This window comes from Desulfofundulus thermobenzoicus (genome assembly GCF_009428905.1).
Lineage (GTDB): Bacteria > Bacillota > Desulfotomaculia > Desulfotomaculales > Desulfovirgulaceae > Desulfofundulus_A > Desulfofundulus_A thermobenzoicus.
Genome location: NZ_WHYR01000019.1, coordinates 14522 through 33178, shown reverse-complemented (window position 1 = coordinate 33178; position 18657 = coordinate 14522). Strand labels below are relative to the sequence as shown.

Annotated in this window: 16 protein-coding genes; all 16 read left to right on the top strand. The window is 55.7% G+C overall.

The genetic code is table 11. The annotated features are described in order from the left end of the window. Positions 1 to 252 precede the first annotated feature (252 nt). The 16 genes from GFC01_RS08535 to hutU (GFC01_RS08465) all read left to right on the top strand — a co-directional run bounded on the left by GFC01_RS08535 (position 253) and on the right by hutU (GFC01_RS08465) (position 18646). The gene (locus GFC01_RS08535; protein ID WP_152946218.1) at positions 253 to 477 is read left to right on the top strand and encodes a hypothetical protein; all 225 of its coding nucleotides are present in this window, start codon (positions 253 to 255) and stop codon (positions 475 to 477) included. 46 nt (positions 478 to 523) lie between these two features. Beyond that, entirely contained in the window at positions 524 to 646 is a 123-nt protein-coding gene (locus GFC01_RS19740) for a hypothetical protein (RefSeq protein WP_279233451.1), read from the top strand. 262 nt (positions 647 to 908) lie between these two features. Further along, entirely contained in the window at positions 909 to 1559 is a 651-nt protein-coding gene (locus GFC01_RS08530; protein WP_207707594.1) for an IS1096 element passenger TnpR family protein, read from the top strand. A 196-nt stretch (positions 1560 to 1755) separates the two neighbouring features. Then, on the top strand, positions 1756 to 2337 hold the full coding sequence (locus GFC01_RS08525) for an HD domain-containing protein (protein ID WP_152946214.1): 582 nt from the start codon (positions 1756 to 1758) through the stop codon (positions 2335 to 2337). Positions 2338 to 2638: 301 nt separating this feature from the next. Continuing rightward, positions 2639 to 4201 carry a histidine ammonia-lyase gene (gene hutH / locus GFC01_RS08520; RefSeq protein WP_152946212.1) on the top strand — a complete coding sequence of 521 codons (1563 nt, stop codon included), beginning with the start codon at positions 2639 to 2641 and terminating at the stop codon, positions 4199 to 4201. Positions 4202 to 4727: 526 nt separating this feature from the next. Beyond that, entirely contained in the window at positions 4728 to 5927 is a 1200-nt protein-coding gene (locus tag GFC01_RS08515) for an aconitase X catalytic domain-containing protein (RefSeq protein ID WP_341473849.1), read from the top strand. Continuing rightward, on the top strand, positions 5924 to 6340 hold the full coding sequence (locus GFC01_RS08510; RefSeq protein WP_152946210.1) for an aconitase X swivel domain-containing protein: 417 nt from the start codon (positions 5924 to 5926) through the stop codon (positions 6338 to 6340). The genes GFC01_RS08515 and GFC01_RS08510 overlap by 4 nt, the downstream gene beginning before the upstream one ends. 186 nt (positions 6341 to 6526) lie before the next feature. Beyond that, on the top strand, positions 6527 to 8125 hold the full coding sequence (gene hutU, locus GFC01_RS08505) for a urocanate hydratase (protein WP_152946208.1): 1599 nt from the start codon (positions 6527 to 6529) through the stop codon (positions 8123 to 8125). A gap of 20 nt (positions 8126 to 8145) precedes the next feature. Next, positions 8146 to 9318, top strand: a complete 1173-nt coding sequence (locus GFC01_RS08500) for a helix-turn-helix domain-containing protein (RefSeq protein WP_152946207.1) — start codon at positions 8146 to 8148, stop codon at positions 9316 to 9318. Next, a complete protein-coding gene (locus tag GFC01_RS08495) occupies positions 9318 to 10091 on the top strand; it encodes an SDR family NAD(P)-dependent oxidoreductase (protein WP_152946205.1) in 774 nt (257 codons plus the stop codon). Before GFC01_RS08500 ends, GFC01_RS08495 begins: the two co-directional genes overlap by 1 nt. Before the next feature lie 81 nt (positions 10092 to 10172). After that, entirely contained in the window at positions 10173 to 11165 is a 993-nt protein-coding gene (locus tag GFC01_RS08490) for a zinc-dependent alcohol dehydrogenase (protein WP_152946204.1), read from the top strand. Positions 11166 to 11315: 150 nt separating this feature from the next. Further along, a complete protein-coding gene (gene hisD / locus GFC01_RS08485) occupies positions 11316 to 12569 on the top strand; it encodes a histidinol dehydrogenase (RefSeq protein ID WP_152946203.1) in 1254 nt (417 codons plus the stop codon). Positions 12570 to 12665: 96 nt separating this feature from the next. Continuing rightward, positions 12666 to 14243 carry a sugar ABC transporter ATP-binding protein gene (locus GFC01_RS08480; protein ID WP_194174877.1) on the top strand — a complete coding sequence of 526 codons (1578 nt, stop codon included), beginning with the start codon at positions 12666 to 12668 and terminating at the stop codon, positions 14241 to 14243. A gap of 213 nt (positions 14244 to 14456) precedes the next feature. Then, on the top strand, positions 14457 to 15497 hold the full coding sequence (locus GFC01_RS08475) for an ABC transporter permease (protein WP_152946202.1): 1041 nt from the start codon (positions 14457 to 14459) through the stop codon (positions 15495 to 15497). Between the two features lie 96 nt (positions 15498 to 15593). Continuing rightward, entirely contained in the window at positions 15594 to 16697 is a 1104-nt protein-coding gene (locus GFC01_RS08470; RefSeq protein WP_243137376.1) for a sugar ABC transporter substrate-binding protein, read from the top strand. Positions 16698 to 16954: 257 nt separating this feature from the next. Next, positions 16955 to 18646 (top strand): urocanate hydratase, encoded by a 1692-nt coding sequence (gene hutU, locus GFC01_RS08465; RefSeq protein WP_152946200.1) that lies wholly within the window; start codon positions 16955 to 16957, stop codon positions 18644 to 18646. Positions 18647 to 18657: the final 11 nt, after the last annotated feature.

The window sequence follows — 18657 nt, the reverse complement described above, 5'->3', positions numbered from 1 at the left end:
AGCATTACATAAATATATTTTTATATGTCAAGATCCAAAATTTTAGAAAACCTTTTCCTTTCACGTCCGGCACGGTGTGACCGTACCGCTGTCGGCGGCGGGGTTCTACCGGGGGCTGGCCCGGCGTTTTCCCGAGCGGGACGGCATGTACTTCCTGCCGGACCAGGCGGCGGAGTACGACAGGAAGCGCATGACCGTAAGGGAGGTCCTGGCAACTGCAATTGTGTGTCACCGACAGGCTACGGCCATCCAGTGGCTCAAGCAGCGGCTTACCAAACGGCCGGGCTCGTCCTGGACGGTAATGATCGCTCCACCATATTCACAACGCTGGAGGAGCTTTTAAAGGATAAGGTTTCCATTGGCGGTACCGCCATACGGGGCAACCGGGAAAAGATTATTACGATTCTAATGAAGGTCTGGTTCAACGCACCACGGGGACTTGAATCCCTGCGCATTGACGGGCTCCAGCTGATCTAGGCGCCTTCCCCGTAACCACCATCTGGCGGTTCACTGGGGGATGATCATGGCCGTTTACCCGTTCTGGGGGGCCGTGGCGGCCTGCACCGGCCGTTTCCTCAAGCTACAGGGTACGGCCGCGGCGGCCCACGTGCAGCGGCGGCTGCGGGAGCGGTGGCACTTGTGCTGAAAAATATTATTGAAGAAGAGTACCGGAAGATTGGTTTTTAGCCAGGAACGTGACAACTATTTATGATATAATGATCTCGGGATGATAACTGCCGAAGCCCCCCTGCCCGCTGATATACGGGAGCTGCTTGCCGGGGAAAACACCGGCCAAAAGCCATAAAGAGGTGTTAAGCGTGGGAAGGCAGAGAAGAACAAAACCCCAAACGAGCGGCAAGTGTTATTTATGTGGCAGCATCTATGGTAAATCAGGGATGACCAAACACTTGTCCATATGCAAAAAGAAATATCTATTATCTTCTCCGGAAATGGTGGTACCGGAAGAATATTTTCATATTGTTGTTGAGGGCCGCTATAATCCTGAATACTGGCTGCACCTGCTGGTGAAAAGCGAAGCAACTCTCAATGAACTGGACCAGTTTCTGAGGGATATCTGGCTGGAATGTTGTGGTCATTTGAGCCAGTTCGTTATCCAGGGCGTAAGGTATGTCAGTGAAATGGATGAGGATCTCTTTGACTTTTTTGGCAACGATAGAGATATGAATATTTCCCTGGCAGATGTGCTTGGGCCGGGAACCAGATTTCACCATGAATATGATTTTGGCACCACTACCGAACTGGCCCTGCGGGTATTATCAATAGACCGCCTGGATGGGGAAATAAAAACGGCAATTAAGAATGATGATGAGGAAGGCCTGGATTATGAAGACATCCAAATCCTGGCCAGGAATGAACCGCCTTTGCTTAATTGCGAAAAATGCGGGGCAGCGGCTACACTGGTATGTATTAATTGTTTTTACGATGGTGGAGGATGTTTGTGTCAGAAATGTGCTGGTGAGCATGAATGTGGTGAGGAAATGCTCTTGCCGGTGGTCAACTCTCCCCGGGTGGGCATGTGTGCCTATACAGGAAGATAAGTGCAGGCGGAGACGGTTCCTCCGTGTGCCTCTTTACCCTGCGGATACGGCGTAAACTGTAGTCAAAAGAATAAAGGAGCCGGCAAATTGTTCCTTACGGCGGGAACCGGGAACTTTCCCGGAAACCTCGCGCGAAATTACCGGCGGTCGTGTCGGATACCGCTATTATTTCCCTGACGAAGGAAGGAGAAAATTAATGGAAAATGGTCATGTCACCCGCGAAGAAGCCCTTGCCCTTTTAAAGGAGTACAACCAGAACGAAAGCCTGATCAAGCATGCCCTGGCCGTGGAGGCGGTGATGCGGCATTTTGCGGAGCTGTTCGGGGAGCCGGATGTGGAAAAATGGGGGATTATCGGCCTGGTCCATGATCTGGACTATGAAAGGTACCCGGAGCAGCATTGCCAGAAGGTGCGGGAAATACTGGCGGACAGGCAGTGGCCGGAAGAGTATATCCGCTCCATAGTCAGCCACGGTTGGGGAATCTGCTCCGATGTGGAACCGGTGGAAAGAATGGAAAAGGTGTTGTACGCCATCGATGAGCTGACGGGCCTGATCACGGCGACGGTCCTGGTCCGGCCGAATAAAAGCATAATGGATCTGACGGTAAAATCGGTGAAAAAGAAATGGAAACAGAAAAGTTTTGCCGCCGGGGCGAACAGGGAAGTTATTGAGGCCGGGGCGGAAAAACTGGGCATGAACCTGGATGAACTGATCGCCGAAACCATCAAGGGGATGCAAAAAGTTGCGGATGAAATCGGCTTGAAAGGGGAACTTTAGCAGCGCGGCACGGCGTTTCCCCTTGGGTTACGCGCCTGTTTTTCCCGTTGACAAATTCCAGCGGTCCGGATATGATTGTTTAAGTAAATAAACGAGCTCAAAGCTATTAGTCATGAGGGAGCTTGCCTGACACGCATCCTACGGTATGCGTGTAAAAAGCGGCTCCTTTTGTTTTTGCCCCGGGCTCCCATACCGGCGATATGGCGCCACTTTTAGATATCCGTACCGCCTACGCCGCTCCGGCAGCGCGTCCAAGATGGGAGCCATTGCCCATTTGTTATAGAATAGGGGAGGTCTTAAAATGGCCCTGGCCAGATCCACGGCGGGTGAAGGGGCGGTAGAAAAAGTAAGCCTGGACGGGGAAAGCCTGGACATCGAGCAGGTGGTCCGGGTGGCCCGGCAGCACGCCCCGGTTTTTCTGGAGCCGGCGGCCCGCCTGTCCATGGAAAAATCCCGCCGGATGGTGCAGCAGATAGTGGCGGAAAAGCAGGTGGTCTACGGCATTACCACCGGTTTCGGCAAGTTCAGCAATGTGGTCATTTCCCCGGCCCAGACGGAACAACTGCAAAAAAACCTGGTCATGAGTCACGCCGTGGGCACCGGAGAACCCTTCGACCGGGAGATTGTGCGGGCAGTGATGCTTTTGCGGGCCAATACCCTGGCCAAGGGGTATTCCGGCGTGCGGCCCCTGGTGGTTGAGCACCTTTTACAGCTGCTAAACCGGGGGGTACACCCGGTGGTGCCCGAGCAGGGTTCCGTGGGTGCCAGCGGGGACCTGGCGCCCCTGGCCCACGTGGCCCTGGTGCTTCTGGGTCTGGGGGAGGCCGAATACCGGGGAAAAAGGATCAGCGGCGCTAAGGCGCTGGCAGTGGCCGGGTTGCCGCCCCTCACATTGCAGGCCAAGGAGGGCCTGGCCCTGATCAACGGCACCCAGCTCATGGGCGCCATAGGCTGCCTGGCGGTATATGATGCCGAATTGATGGCCAAAACGGCCAGCATTGCTGCCGCCCTGGCCGTGGAAGCCCTGGACGGGCTGGTCATTGCCTTTGACCCCCGGGTGCAGCGGGTGCGCCCCCATGCCGGCCAGGTGCGCTGCGCCGCCCACCTGAGGCAGTTGCTGGCCGGAGGGGAAATTGCCAGCCGCTCCGCCGGGCCCCGGGTGCAGGATGCCTACACCCTGCGCTGCACGCCCCAGGTGCACGGCGCCACCCTGGACGCCATCGACTATGTGCGGGGCGTGCTGGAAATCGAAATTAATTCCGCCACAGACAACCCTTTGCTCTTCCCGGAGGAGGTGGAGGTAATCTCCGGGGGCAATTTCCACGGCCAGCCCCTGGCCCTGGCCCTGGACTTCCTGGGTATGGCGGTGGCCGAGTTGGGCAGCGTGGCCGAGCGGCGCGTTGCCCGCCTGCTGGACCCGGCCACCAGCGGCCTGCCCGCCTTTCTGACCAACCACGGCGGGCTTCATTCCGGACTGATGCTCACCCAGTACACGGCGGCGTCCCTGGTTTCGGAAAACAAGGTGCTGGCCTCACCGGCCTGCGTAGATTCCATTCCCACCTCGGCCAACCAGGAGGATCACGTCAGTATGGGCCCCATAGCGGCCCGCAAGGCCCGCCGGATCATCCACAATGTACAGCAGATCCTGGCCATCCAGCTTCTCTGTGCCGCCCAGGCCATCGACCTGGGACCGCGGCGCAATATGGGCCGGGGCACCGCCCGGGCCTACGAAGTGATCCGGGCGGAGATTCCCTTCCTGGACCGGGACCGGGTGCTTTACCCGGACCTGCAAAAGGCTCTGGCGCTGGTGCAGGGGGGCCATTTGCTGCGGGCCGTGGAGGATGAGGTGGGGGATCTGGAGTGAAGCGGCGGTAAAGGTTTGGCAAGATTGTGCTACCAGAGCAAAAATTTTTAGAGGAAAGAGAAAATGGATATAGAAAAAATAACTATGGTAGCATTCAGTAAACCAGCAATCAGTAAATCCGGTTTGGATATAGTAGCTTTTACCGGTTAGTTTTGTTCTTTGCTTTTGCATTTACTGCACTGCCGCACCAAATCCTGGCAAAATGGTTTTATGGAGTATTTGCGTACAAGTTAACTTTTCCCGCTCACCTGATCATTCTCTTTCCTTAATAGTTAAAATACAGAATGCAACGGCGCTTTGAAACATCAGGCGATGTGGCCGATGTGCTGCAGCTTCAAAGCGTCTTTTTGTTTCTATGAGAAACAAACGTAGCCTGCTGAACTTTAACTTCTTAATAATTCAATGAGTCATTTCCATTAATGGGAAACCCATTTTAAAATTGATTATTAAGTATGGTGGGAAAGCTGCGGAATTTAACGTTTGCGCCGGTACAGTTAGCCAGTTTGGACAGGAAGGGGTGTAATACGTGTATTTGACATCCGTTGAACGGGAGATGCTGGATGGAAAATACGGGGAAGGGGTGGCCCTGGCCATGCGCGTTCAGGTAGCCCTGGGAGAGGCCTTTGATGCCGAACGCATGGTGGAGATTGGCCGGGCCCATGTGGCACTGAGCAACCAGGAGGCGGATTTATGGTTTGTGGAAAAATTGCTGCAGGCCGGCGCCCGCTGCCGGGTATCACCTACGGTGAATCCCGGTTTCCACCTGGAGTATTTTCTGGATAAAACGGATCTTACCGGCCAGGATATGGAGATGATCTCCAGAACCAGGAAGGCCTACCGTCAAATCGGAGCCACATTGAGCTTTAGCTGTACCCCCTATCTGATGGAAAATATCCCTCGCCAGGGGGAAATAGTGGCTTTTTCCGAGTCCAGCGCCACTCCCTATGTAAATGCCGTCTGGGGCGCCCGGAGCAACCGGGAATCCGCCCAGAGCGCCCTCTGCGCCGCCGTTACCGGCCGTGTTCCTTTATACGGATTGCTATTGCCCGAAAACCGGTTGGGTAACATCCTGGTCAGGGTGGAGGCGGAAATGGGGGACGACTTTGATTTCCGTCTGCTGGGCTATTGTGCCCCCAAAATCGGTCACGGTGTGCCGGTTTTTACCGGCATTTCCGGGGCCACTCCGGAGGCATTGATGAACCTGGGCGCAGAGCTGAACACCGCCGGGGCTTACGGTATGTATCACGTGGTGGGCATCACTCCGGAAGCACCGGCTCTGGAGGCCGCCCTTGGCGGGCGCGCTCCCTTAAGGGAGGTCACCATCAGCCGCAGGGATCTGGATGAGGTGAGGGATTCCCTGTCCTGCCCGCCGGGGAAAATTGATTTTGCCCTGTTCGGCTGTCCCCATCTCACGTTGCACCAGGTCCGGCACATCGCCCGCCTGCTGGAGGGGGAGCAGTTGAAATCCCCCCTCTGGGTTATGACCTCTTCCACCACCAGGGAACTGGCCCGGCGGACGGGGTTGCTTTCCATTATTGAAAAGGCCGGTGGTTACATAGTGGAGGATACCTGCATCGACCAGCCCTGCTGGCGTTTTCTGGAGGGAAAGGTGGGCGTGACCGATTCGTTAAAGGGCGCCTATTACGCCCGCAGGCGGGGCATGTCCTTTGTTTTGCGTAGCATAACCGATTGTGTGCGGGCCGCTATAAAGGGGGAAGTGGAATGAAAGAAAGCCGGGAGTTTTCCTGTCATCCCATCTGCCGGGGAAGGGCCGGCGGTCCCGTTCTGATTTCCGGTGCGGATATTTGTTTTTATCTATGCGAACCGGAAACGGGGAAAGTCATTGAAAAGGGGCACCCCCTGGAAGGGGAAAGCGTCGGCGGCAAAATACTGGTCTTTCCGGGGGGTAAGGGCAGTTCCGTGGTCCAGGCGGATGGCCTGTACCAGCTGGCCATGAAAGGGAATGCGCCCAAAGCGCTGGTTATCCAGCATCCGGACACGGTGCTGGTCACTTCGGCCATAATCATGGATATACCTTTGGTGGATCGGGTCGATCCCGGTTTTTACCAGAACGTGAAAAATAATGATCATGTTCTGGTTGATGCCCAGGAGGGGCGTTTGATCATCAACCGGGACTGAATGATCAGAATTTCCGTCCGACGCCCAACGTCCAACGATCAACGCACTTTTTCCGGGTGTGTCCTGTAAAAACGATCTTTTCTTTTAGAGGCGATTAAAATTAGTGGTTATTTCTGGAATAAGCATCACTAATTCTTTTTAAGCTAACGACCAACAATCCATGATCATTTAGGGGAGGATGTCCTTTTGCGTTGCAAGGGCTGGGAACAGGAAGGTTTGTTAAGGCTTTTCCGGAACAGCCTGGATCCGGAAGTGGCCGAGTATCCGGAGGAGCTCATTGTTTACGGGGGTACGGGCAGGGCGGCCAGGGACGGGACCAGCGTGGCTCAAATAGAGGAAAGGCTGATGCAGCTGGAAAACGACCAGACCCTGCTCATCCAGTCGGGCAAGCCCGTGGGGGTGTTTACCACTTCCCCCCTGGCCCCCCGGGTGATTATGGCCGGTTCTTTGCTGGTGCCCGCCTATTCGGATGAGGAAACCTTCCGTCGCCTGGAAAGGCGGGGCTTGACCGCCTACGGCCAGTCCACTGCCAGTTGCTGGGCCTACATCGGTGTACAGGGTGTGCTGGAGGGCACGGCCAACACCTACGGTGAAATTGCCCGGCGGCATTTTGGCGGCAGTCTGCGGGGGCGCTGGGTGCTCACCTCGGGCCTGGGCGGTATGAGTTCCGCCCAACCCCTGGGGGTGGAATATAACGGTGGCGTGGTGCTGGTGGTGGAAGTGGATGAAACCAGGGTCAGCCGCCGGCTGCGCCACAGCCTGTGCCAGGTTAAGGCATCAAATCTGGACGAAGGTTTGATGCTGGTCCAGCGGGCGGTGGCCCGGAAGGAACCCTGCTCGGTGGCGCTGGTGGGCAATGCGGCCGAGGTTTACCAGGAAATATTGTCCCGGAGCCTTTTGCCCGATGTGGTAACGGACCAGACGGCGGCCCATGACCTTCTTTACGGCTATATCCCGCCGGGTATTTCCTTCAACGAAGCCATACAGCTGCGCTCTGCCGATCCGGAAAAATATCTGGAGTTCAGTCGCCGGGGCATTGTACAGCATGTAAAGGCCATGGTGGAGTTCATGCGCCGGGGGGCGGTGGTGTTTGATTACGGCAACAATATCCGGCAGCAGGCCGCCCGGGCCGGTTATCCGGAGGCTTTGGAGATACCCGGTTTTGTTTCCGCCTATCTGAGGGAATATTTTTGCGCCGGGCGCGGTCCCTTTCGCTGGGTTGCCCTTTCCGGCAAACCGGAGGATATCTATACCATCGATGAAGCCATACTGCAGGAGTTTGAGGATAATACCGGCATTGCCGGGTGGATTAAATTTGTGCAGGCCCGCATACCCTTTCAGGGATTGCCGGCGCGCATCTGCTGGCTCAACCTGGAGCAGAGGGTGCGCCTGGTGCATATCATTACGGAGTTTCTTCGGGAGGGAAAACTGGCAGCTCCGGTAGCTCTGACCAGGGACCACATGGGATCCATCGCCAGCCCCTGGCGGGAAACGGAAAAAATGCCTGACGGCAGCGATGCCATTGCCGACTGGCCGGTGCTGGGTGGACTGTTAAATGCCGTATCCGGTGCCAGCCTGGTCAGCATCCAGCAGGGCGGGGGTGTGGGCATCGGCCATTCCGTCCACTCAGGAATGACCGTAATTGTGGATGGCTCCGATCTGGCCGCTGAAAAGGCCGCCCGGGTGACATACAGTGATGTGGGCATGTGTATTCTCCGCCACGCCGATGCCGGCTATGCGTCGGCCCGGCAAATGGCTGTAAAATATGGTTTGCTGTCCCATTGAAACGGGTGGAGGCAGGGGCTATGGGTGAGAGCAAGGGCCGGCGGCGGGAACTGGCCTACAGCCTGCTTTTTGGCATTGTGGAAAATCTAAGGGAACTCTGGGAAATGACCAGGCGCTCGGGAATAGAAAACCCGCCCAACTATGTGACCCTGTGGGAAACATATGATGCTCGGGAATTGCACCAGAGAAGTGAACTGTGGAAAATTTCCCTGCGCAAAAAAATAGAACAGGCCTTCGATGAAATTGTTGGTGACGGCGGCCTGTATTGCTTTGTTGCCGAAGGGATGGCCTTGCTGATCAACAGCCGTCACTGGGGTGACCCGGGGGAGGATCTGTCCCGGTTGGTTGAGGCCAAAGAGCAGCTGGAACAGTGCCTGGGTGCCGGCTTTGTGGTGGGGGTGGGCCGTCCTTACGGCGATATGCGCCATCTCACCCTGTCCTACCGGGAGGCCGTCCAGGCCTTGACACACAGGGGAACGGGTGGGGAGCCGGCTATTTATTATTTTGAATCGGCGGACCCGCACCTTTTCTCCACCGAACAATTGGTAAACCTGCGCCGGGCTATTGTCAACGGTGAAGTGGAACCGGCGCGGCAGATGATGAAAAATATGCGTGAGAAAATTATTGGTACACCGGCGACGGATGTTAATCACCTGAAGATAGTGGTGCTGGAGTTTATGGCTGCGGTAATGGGGGCGTGTATGGAAACGGGCCGGGATCCGGGGGTTTTGTTCCGCTATGGTCTGGAGTGGGTGCAGCAGATGCAGGTAGCCCGGGATCAGAAGCAACTGGAGGCAATATGGGAAATGATTTGCGGGGAGGTTTTTGGGGTCACTCCGCCGGCCGATGAAGTGCAGGTAATTGAAAGGGCCAAACAGTTCCTGTCCGAACACTTTGCCGAGGATCTTTCCCTGGCCCAAATTGCCCGGCAGCAGTTTTTGAGCCCTTTTTATTTCAGCCGCCTCTTCAAACAGGTCACGGGCGTTACGGTAATGGACTACCTCACCGGTTTAAGGTTGCAGGCGGCCAGGGAACTGCTGGTGCGCAGCGATCAGCCGGTCAGCCAGATAGCCGGTGCGGTGGGATATGCCGATCCCAATTACTTCAGCCGGGTATTTCGCCGTCATGTGGGCGTTTCCCCCAGCGAATACCGCAGCCGTTTTGTCAACTCAAAATTTCGGGAGGGTTTGTGATGCAAGGCTCGCTTACGCAATGGTTCGGTTTGGAGGGAAGGGTGGCACTGGTTACCGGTGCCGGCCGCGGGCTGGGTGCCGGCTACGCATCGGCGCTGGCCGCGGCCGGAGCCTTTGTGGTGTGCGTGGGGCGCAGGATTGATTCGCTGGAAAAGACCGTGGCGCAAATTCACCGGGACGGCGGACGGGCGACGGCCTTTCCGGCCGATGTTACCCGGCCGGCGTTGATGCGGGAGATCATTGACCGGGTGGTAAAGGATTACGGCAGTCTGGATATCCTGGTAAACAATGCGGGTACCGAGATTGCCAAAGGGATCCAGGAAGTTGCCGAAAAGGACTACGATACCATTATGGGTACGAACCTCAAGGGGCTCTACTTTACGGCCCAGGCCGCGGCCAACCATATGATCCGCCGGCGAAGGGGGAAAATCATCAATATCGGCTCCCTGGCCAGTCAAATCGGTATTGCCGGTTCCACTGTCTACAGCGCTTCCAAGGGCGGCGTCCTGCAATTCACCCGGGCGCTGGCGGTGGAGCTGGCCCCTTATAATATACAGGTTAATGCCATTGGGCCGGGCTATTTTCGCACGGAGATGACCGAACCCTTTTTCCAGGATCCCGAACACCGGCAATGGATTGAGCAGCGTATCCCCATGGGGCGTGTCGGCACGGCGGCCGATCTGGCAGCCACGGTTGTTTTTCTGGCGGGTCCCGGTGCGGATTATATTACCGGTCAGATTATTTATGTGGATGGCGGCTGGCTGGCCAGCTGATATGGATTGATGGCCGGTTCTTGAAGGATCGGCCATCCGGGAAGATGTCCTTTGGTGCTAATAAGCAGGGGGTGAAGTGTTTTGCTGGCTCTCCGTTTTTACGGCCCCGGAGATATCATGATCCAGAATGTGGAAAAACCGGTGTGCGCCCCGGGGGAAGTGCTGGTAAAGGTCGCCTATGCCGGTATTTGCGGGTCCGATCTGCACGTTTATCGAAAGGGTATGTTTGTCACGTCCACGCCTGTGACCATGGGCCACGAATTTGCCGGGGTTGTTGTGGAGGTGGGGGAAGGGGTGGCGGCAGTTTCTCCGGGCGATCATGTGATCGGGGACCCGCGGGTGTCCTGCGGAAGCTGTCAATGGTGCCGGAGGGGACTGGATAACCTTTGTCCGGATCTGGGCTTTATCGGTGAGGTTTCCCCCGGTTGCTTTGCCGAGTATATCGTTATCAGTCCGGAGAAGCTTCTGGTGGTGCCGCCTGATCTGGACCTGCGCCTGGCTGCCCTGGTGGAACCCCTGGCAGTGGCCTGGCACGTCGTGCAAAAGGCCGGTCTTTCGGCAAACACCTCTGTAGGCATAGTGGGGGCCGGTCCCATTGGACTGCTTACTTTGATACTGGCCGGGATTGCTCCCGCGGGCGGGGTGACCGTGGTGGATATTTCTTCCTCCAGGCTGGATGTGGCCCGGAAGCTGGGGGCGGACAGGGTGCTGAGTGCTTTCCCCCATCAGAGTTCGGACCAGGTGGATGTGGTTGTGGAGGCTGCGGGCGTAAAGGACACTTTGTGGGCGGCGGTAAAATGGCTTAAACCCGGAGGAAGGCTCATTCTGGCCGGGTTGTACGAACAGAAGGTAGAACTGGATTTTAACGAAGTGATTGCCAAGGAACTCAGTGTAGCCGGCAGCAATGCCTATGATATTGCCGATTTACGCACTGCCATAGAATTATTATCCAGCAACCGGGTGAATGTTACCGGCATCATTTCCCATGTTTTTCCTTTAAGGGAGGCGGAACAGGCCTTTTCCCTTTTGACTTCCCGGGACAAAAGGGCCTTAAAGGTGCTTCTGGCCCCTTGACGGGGTAATGTTCAGTGAACCTGGCTGGCGCCAGGCACGCTGGCCCGGATAGCACCACGGCGGGCAATGGGACCGGGCCGGCGGCGCTGCAAATGCGGTATGGCCAAAGACCAGTGACTGCGACCAACGACCATTAAAGGAGGTTTATGTATGCTTATACTGAAGGAGGCCCGTGGGAACGGCCAGCAAAAGGACGGTGTGGGGGAGGTTGTGGCTTCCATCCTTGACCACGTCAAACAGGAAGGGGACAGAGCGTTATTCGATTTAACCCGCCGGTATGACGGGGTGGAATTAACCGGCTTGCGGGTGCAAAGGGAAGAAATAGATCGGGCATACGGTCTGGTTGAACGGGAGACCATCAAACATTTGCAATTTGCCGCTGCCCAGATCAGAAACTTTGCCCTGCACCAGTTAAATTGCCTGCAGGACATGCAAATAAATCCTATGCCCGGCGTCGTCCTCGGTCACAGGCTGGTTCCGGTCTCCTCCTGCGGCGCTTATGTGCCGGCCGGCCGTTATCCCCTTCCTTCGTCGGCGCTCATGTCCATCATTCCGGCGAAGGTGGCCGGAGTAAAACGGATTGCGGCCTGCTCACCACCGAACAAGGAATATGGGGGCATACACCCGGCCGTGCTGGTGGCCATGGATATGGCCGGGGCCGATGAAATTTATTGCATGGGCGGTGCCCAGGCCATCGGCGCCTTTGCTTACGGGACCGGCACCGTTCCCCGGGTGGATTTGATTGTCGGTCCGGGAAACAGGTATGTCACGGAGGCCAAAAAACAGCTGACCGGCATGGTGGGCATTGATTTGCTGGCCGGTCCCAGCGAGGTGCTCATAATTGCCGATGAAACCGCTACACCCCGCTATGTGGCCGTAGATCTGCTGGCCAAATGTGAACACGATCCGGCGTCCATAGCCATTCTGGTGACCACCAGCCGGGCACTGGCAGAGGCGGTGCAGGATTATATCGCCGCAGAGCTGGAAAACCTGGAAACCGCCCCACTGGCCCGGAAAACCTGGGCAGAAAACGGACAGATCATACTGGCAAAGACCCTGGAAGAAGCGGTGGAGATAGCCAACAGCATCGCTCCGGAACACCTGCAACTGCAAACAAAATGCAATGAGGATCTGGTGGAAAAGTTGCATAACTACGGTTCGCTCTTTATTGGCCATTACGCCCCGGTAGCCTTTGGGGACTACGTTTCCGGCCCCAACCATATTTTGCCTACCATGGGATGCGCCCGTTTTGCCGGCGGAGTCTGGGTGGGTACATTTATCAAGGTCCTCTCATACCAAAAGGTGAATAAAGAAGGGGCTGCGGCCCTGGCCAACACCTGCTCGTACCTGGCCGGACTGGAAGGCCTGGCGGCACACAGGCGTTCCGCAGATATAAGAAAGTGAAAAAAACGAGCCGCTGCCATAAAACCAAAACTTATGTGGAAACGCCGTCACTATTTCCAGTTCGCTGGCTGCATAAGTAAACGGGAGGATATTCCTATGCGCGAAACAGGTTCGGAAAGCAAATATGAAAACCAGGACAGTATGCTGGTGCTGCAGGATATTTGCAAGATCTATCCGGGCACAATCGCCCTGCACAAAGTAAATCTAGATGTTAAAAAAGGAGAAGTGCACGGAATAATTGGCAAAAACGGGGCGGGAAAATCGACCCTGGTGGGGATTATAGCCGGGGTTACCGCCCCGACAAAAGGGGTAATCAGGGTAAACAACAAAAGTTTTAACGCCCTGACCCGTGAGCTGGCCAAAAAAGAGGGCATTGCCATTGTTCCCCAGGAACCCCAGGTCATCCTGGATTTTACGGTGGCGGAAAATCTTTTTGTAGGCAATTATCTTTCCCGTAAAGGGAAGGTTGACTGGGCGGAGATGAAGCAAAGGGCCGCGAAAATATTTGAAAGGGTCAATCTTAATCTTAACCTGCAGTTGATCGCACGGGATCTTTCCGTTAGTGAACAGCAGTTGCTTTTGATTTTAAGGGCCTGCTTTGTGGAAAACGCCAGGATTATCATTCTGGACGAAGCTTCCGCTTCTCTTTCCCAGAAAGATCAGGAGCTTTTGTTTAAGATTATAGAAGAAAAAAAGAAAGAGGGCAAAACCATACTTTTCATCTCCCACCGGACGGACGAGTTGTTAAGAATTTGTGATCGGGTGACGGTAATCCGGGATGGCTGGTCGGTGGCCACCGAAGATTGCCGCCGCCTGGACAAGCAGAAACTTTCCGCCTTAATTGTCGGGGAAAATTCTGTCTTCGAAGGACCCGTCACCGACTCCCTTTCCCGGCGAAATGGGGTAACGGAAGAGATCTTCTCGCTGGAGGATTTTACACGGGCAGGCTGTTTTCACCATATAAATATCAGGCTGCAAAGAGGGGAAGTGCTGGGCCTGGCCGGACTGAGGGGGAGCGGGCGTACGGAAATATTTAAAAGCATCATCGGGATAGATCCGGTGGATGAAGGCTGGGTCTGGATCGATGGTAAAAGAACCCGTTTTGCCAGCCCGTCCCAGGCCCTGAAGGCCGGCATCGCTTATCTGCCCGAAGATAGGGATATGGAAGGGTTGATTCCTTCATTCAGTACCAGGGCCAATTTAATTTTAAACGCTCTAAAAAAAATCAGCCGCGCTTTCGTGATCGTTGGCCGGAGGGAAGGGGAACTGGTGAAGCAACTGATCTCGTCGGTGGGCATCAAGGTGGCGGCGCCGGAGCAGGAGGTCAGTCAATTAAGTGGCGGTAACAGACAAAAAGTGGTTGTTGGCCGCATTTTAGCCACGGAGCCCCGGATTTATCTTTTGGACGAGCCCACCAAGGGGGTGGACATAGCGGCCAAGGAAAGCATCCTGCGCATTATCAAAGAAAATTTAAGCCATTCGGCAGGTGTAATTATCACTTCCCCCGGGATCGACGACTTGATGTTGATTTGTGACAGGATTCTGGTGCTGTACCGGGGAAGGATCATCGCGGAGTTTCAGAGGGAACGGTTTACGGAAGAGGCCATATTTCTGGCCATGCAGGGAGTGATAGAGGGGGAAAGGGGTGCCCCCGCAGATTGTGTTGCCGGCTGACAGATGGGTTTGGCAAAAGCAGGGCAGGCCGGAAGGATGCTTTCCCCTGGAGAGCGCGAAGCGAGGGGGGTCACTGCCGTCAGGTGACTTGTCAGGGCATTTGCCAGGGGCTTGTTCAGGATCCGGTTAAAGCGACCTTTAGAAATAACGGTATGACTTTTACCATTTCCTGGGGCCGCTAGAGAGAATAGGGGAAAGGAGTATAGTTGCGTCATGAAAAGGCTTAATTTGCAATTGATGCTGCTGGACAACTTGATCTGGGTGCTGGTGGTCCTCTTTTTCCTGCTCAACCTGGTGATTACACCCAATTTTGCTTCATATAACAACCTGATCAATATACTTTATCATTCGTCCATATTGAGCTTATTAATTCTGGCTGAAGGTCTGACCCTTTTAATTGGTAAACTGGACCTGTCAATTGAATCAACACTGGCCTTTGCTCCCGGAATAGCCATGCTGCTGGCTACCAAATGGGTACCCGGCGGGATTGACCCGATAACAAGCATCTTTTTAACTTTGCTGATTGGGGCACTGGTTGGATTCTTCAATGGATACTGCATTGCTAAAGTGGGCATGGACCCCCTGCTGCAAACGTTGTCGGTATCCATTATGTTGCGGGGTCTGGTTCTTTTCCTGGTGCCTCTTTCCATTTTTCCCCTGCACAAAATTTATACCTATGCCGGGCAGGCACGGCTGGTGGCCAATATACCGGTGGCGGTGGTCATTGTCATCCTGGTTTACCTGCTGTTTCATTTTATAATGCAGCATACCATTTACGGCCGGCAATTCCTGGCCACCGGAGGCAACCCGAAGGCCAGTTTTATCGCCGGCATAAACACCGAACGCATCGTCGTATCTGCCTTTGTATTAAGCGGCTTACTGGCGGCGATGGCCGGCTTGTTGACTGCCGGCAGGCAGGGATCAATTTCCAATTCCATGGGCACCGGTATGGTTATGCTGGCCTTCGCCGGGGCCATTCTGGGCGGGACCAGCCTGGAAGGAGGCAAGGGTACTCCCATGGGTATGCTGGGCGGCGCCCTTCTTCTGGGCATGATTTCCAATGCCTTAAATCTCCTGGGAGTGGGTGTCACCCTGGTGTATGCCACCCAGGGAGCATTGATTTTTGTGGCCATAGTTATCGACCGGATCAGGGTAAGGATCAGAAATCGTTTGCTGCATCAGGAACAGATCAGACACCTTGATGCGGCGGAAGATACGGAAAAAGGGCTTGTTGTGGGACAGTCGTTGCACTGAATAAAAGTAGCGGAACACTAAACGGGAGGTGAGAATGACTGAGATTTGAATCATTCCCCGGTATCCAGAATAAATCAAAACCAGGAGGTAATGGCGATGAAAAGCAGGTGGGTTTTCTTTTTCTTCATCTTTTTGGGGTTGGGGCTGATCCTGGCCGGATGCGCGTCGCCCCAGGGAAACCAGCAGACCGGTAAGGATACGTCCCAGAAGCAGCTGACCTTTGGTATGATCATCAAAGAACCCAGCGCCCCCTACATCCAGGCTTTTATCAATGGAGCCCAGGAAAAGGCGAAGGAATTGGGTGTGAAGGTTGATATCAAGGACGGTCAGGCCGATTCATTAAAGATTATGGAAATCATGGACAACTACATCCAGCAAAAGGTGGACGGCTTTATCATGGCCGGGGCCGTAGATTTGAAAGCCATCGTTCCCGGTATTAAGAAATTGAACGAGGCGGGTATTCCCGTAATCGCCCTGGATACCTCCCCCGAGGGGGGAAAGGTGGACCTCTTTATCTCTTTTGATATTCAAGAGTCCAGCAAGCGGGCCGCTGAAGCCTTCATTCAGGGAATCAAGGATCGTCATGGCGGCAAGGTTCCCCCGGGAGTGGTTCTGGAAATCACAGGTTCCCTGGAAGATATGTTTACCCAGGCCTGTTCAAAGGGTTTCCACTCGGTAGTGGACCAGTATCCCCAGTTAAAAGTGGCCCAGGGCGAGGGTAAATGGAACAATGTGGATTCCAATCAAAAGACAACAGATCTCTTAACCCGTTATGGAAAACAGGTTATGGGGATATATGTGCATACTCCCGATATCATGGGCCCCGGTGTGGTCAATGCCATTGAGTCTGCCGGGCTAAATCCGAAGGATTACGGTATTTGCGGAATATGTATCGGTCCGGAAGGGCTGGAGCTTTTAAAACAGGGGAAACTGCTCGCTGCGGTAGAGCAACCGGCCCTGGATTCCGCCGAACTGGCCGTACAATACCTGTATGATATCAAGAATGGAAAGCCCATTCCCAAAATCGGCGAGACGGTGGTTAAGGAGGGCGCCATCTGGTCGCCGGCAAAGGTAGTGAAGAATCCCTGGGCCGATGAAGGTGCATTTATGGTTCTTCAGGGTCCCCTGGTACCCAATGAGGTAAAAACTGATGATCCACGGTTATGGGAAAATAAGCTGAGCAATTTGTGGAAGAAGTGAGCTAGTTAATTCAAATATATGCAGACAAGTATTTGCTTCCCTTATGTGGTGAATAATCAGGTGGTTAGTTGGCCAGAGAGATTGCTACGCATAAAGCAAAATGATAAGTACCTGCAGTTGGGACAGCCTGTTCTATCATCGTCACCAAGCCCCGTTCCCGGTTCCCCGGGCCGGGACGGGCTTTACCTTTATTTCACGCGATGCTGTTCATGAGAATCATGTTCTCTGTTTAATTTATTTTCAATGGGGGCTTTATTATGTTCGACTTCACCAACCACACCAACATCCGCGCGCCGAGGGGCAACCGGCTGCACTGCAAGGGCTGGGGTCAGGAAGGTGCCCTGCGCATGCTCATGAACAACCTGGATCCGGAGGTGGGGGAGCGCCCGGACGATTTGATTGTCTACGGCGGGCGGGGCCGGGCCGCTCGCTCCTGGGAGGCCTACGATGCCATTGTGCGGACCCTTTTGGAGCTGGAGAACGACGAAACCCTGCTGGTGCAGTCCGGTAAGCCGGTGGCCGTATTCCGCACCACCAAAGCCGCCCCCCGGGTGCTCATCGCCAACGCCAACCTGGTGCCCCAATGGGCCACCTGGGAAGATTTTAACCGGTTGGAGGAAATGGGCCTGACCATGTTCGGGCAGATGACCGCTGGTTCCTGGATTTACATCGGGAGCCAGGGGGTGATCCAGGGCACCTTTGAAACCCTGGCCGCCCTGGGGCGCAAGCATTTTCAAAATCACACCCTGCGGGGCCGCCTCTATGTTTCCGCCGGGCTGGGTGGTATGGGCGGCGCCCAGCCCCTGGCGGCCAAAATGCTGGAGGCCGTGGCCCTGCTGGCGGAGGTGGACCCGGCCCGCATTGAAAAGCGCCTGGCCACCGGCTACCTGGACAGGGTGTCGCCCACCGTTGAGCAGGGGGTGCAGGAAGCCCTGCGGGCGAAGGAAGCAGGGGAAGTGGTGAGTATCGCCGTGCCAGTGCACGCCACGGAACTGCTGCAATATCTGGTGGACCACCAAATCACCCCGGACGTGCTGTCGGACCAGACGGCCGCCCACGACCCGCTGGTGGGGTACATCCCCGATGGCTACGATGTGCGGTCAGCCGCCCTTTTGCGCGCCGCCGACCCCGCGGAATACCTGAAAAGGGCCCGGGCTTCCATTGCCCGTCATGTGCAGTTGATGCTCACCCTGACCCGCCGTGGGGCCAGATCCTTCGATTACGGCAACAACATCCGGCGGGTGGCCTATGAGGCCGGGGTGCAGGATGCCTTTGAGATTGACGGCTACGTTCCCGCCTACATCCGGGATCTGTTTGCCCAGGGCAAGGGCCCCTTCCGCTGGGCCGTGCTTTCCGGCAAGCCCGAAGAGATCTATAAATTGGACCGGCTGGCCCTGGAAATGTTCCGGGAAAATGAGGCGCTGTGCCGGTGGATAGAGCTGGCTGGAAAGCACATTCAGTTCCAGGGGCTGCCGGCGCGCATTGCCTACATGGGCTACGGTGAGCGGGAAGCCTTCGGCGTGCGGGTGAATGAAATGGTGGCCAGGGGCGAGCTCTCCGCACCGGTGGTCTTCGGCCGGGACCACCACGACACTGGCTCCGTGGCCTCCCCCTTCCGGGAAACGGAAGCCATGCGGGACGGATCTGATGCCATCGGCGACTGGCCCATTTTAAATGCACTTTTGAATGTGGCTTCCGGCGCCCACTGGGTATCCTTCCACCACGGTGGCGGCACGGGCATCGGTTATTCGCTGCACGCCGGGATGGTGGTGGTGGCCGACGGTTCGGCGGACAGCACTGGCCGGCTGGAGAGGGTGCTGCACAACGACAGCGGCCTGGGCGTGGTGCGCCATGCCGACGCCGGTTATGAGCTTGCCGTGCAGACATTGCAAAAGAACCCGGTGAAAACTCCCCTGCTGGGGCCGGAAACCCAGCCCCGGCGTAAGTAAAAGGAGGATTA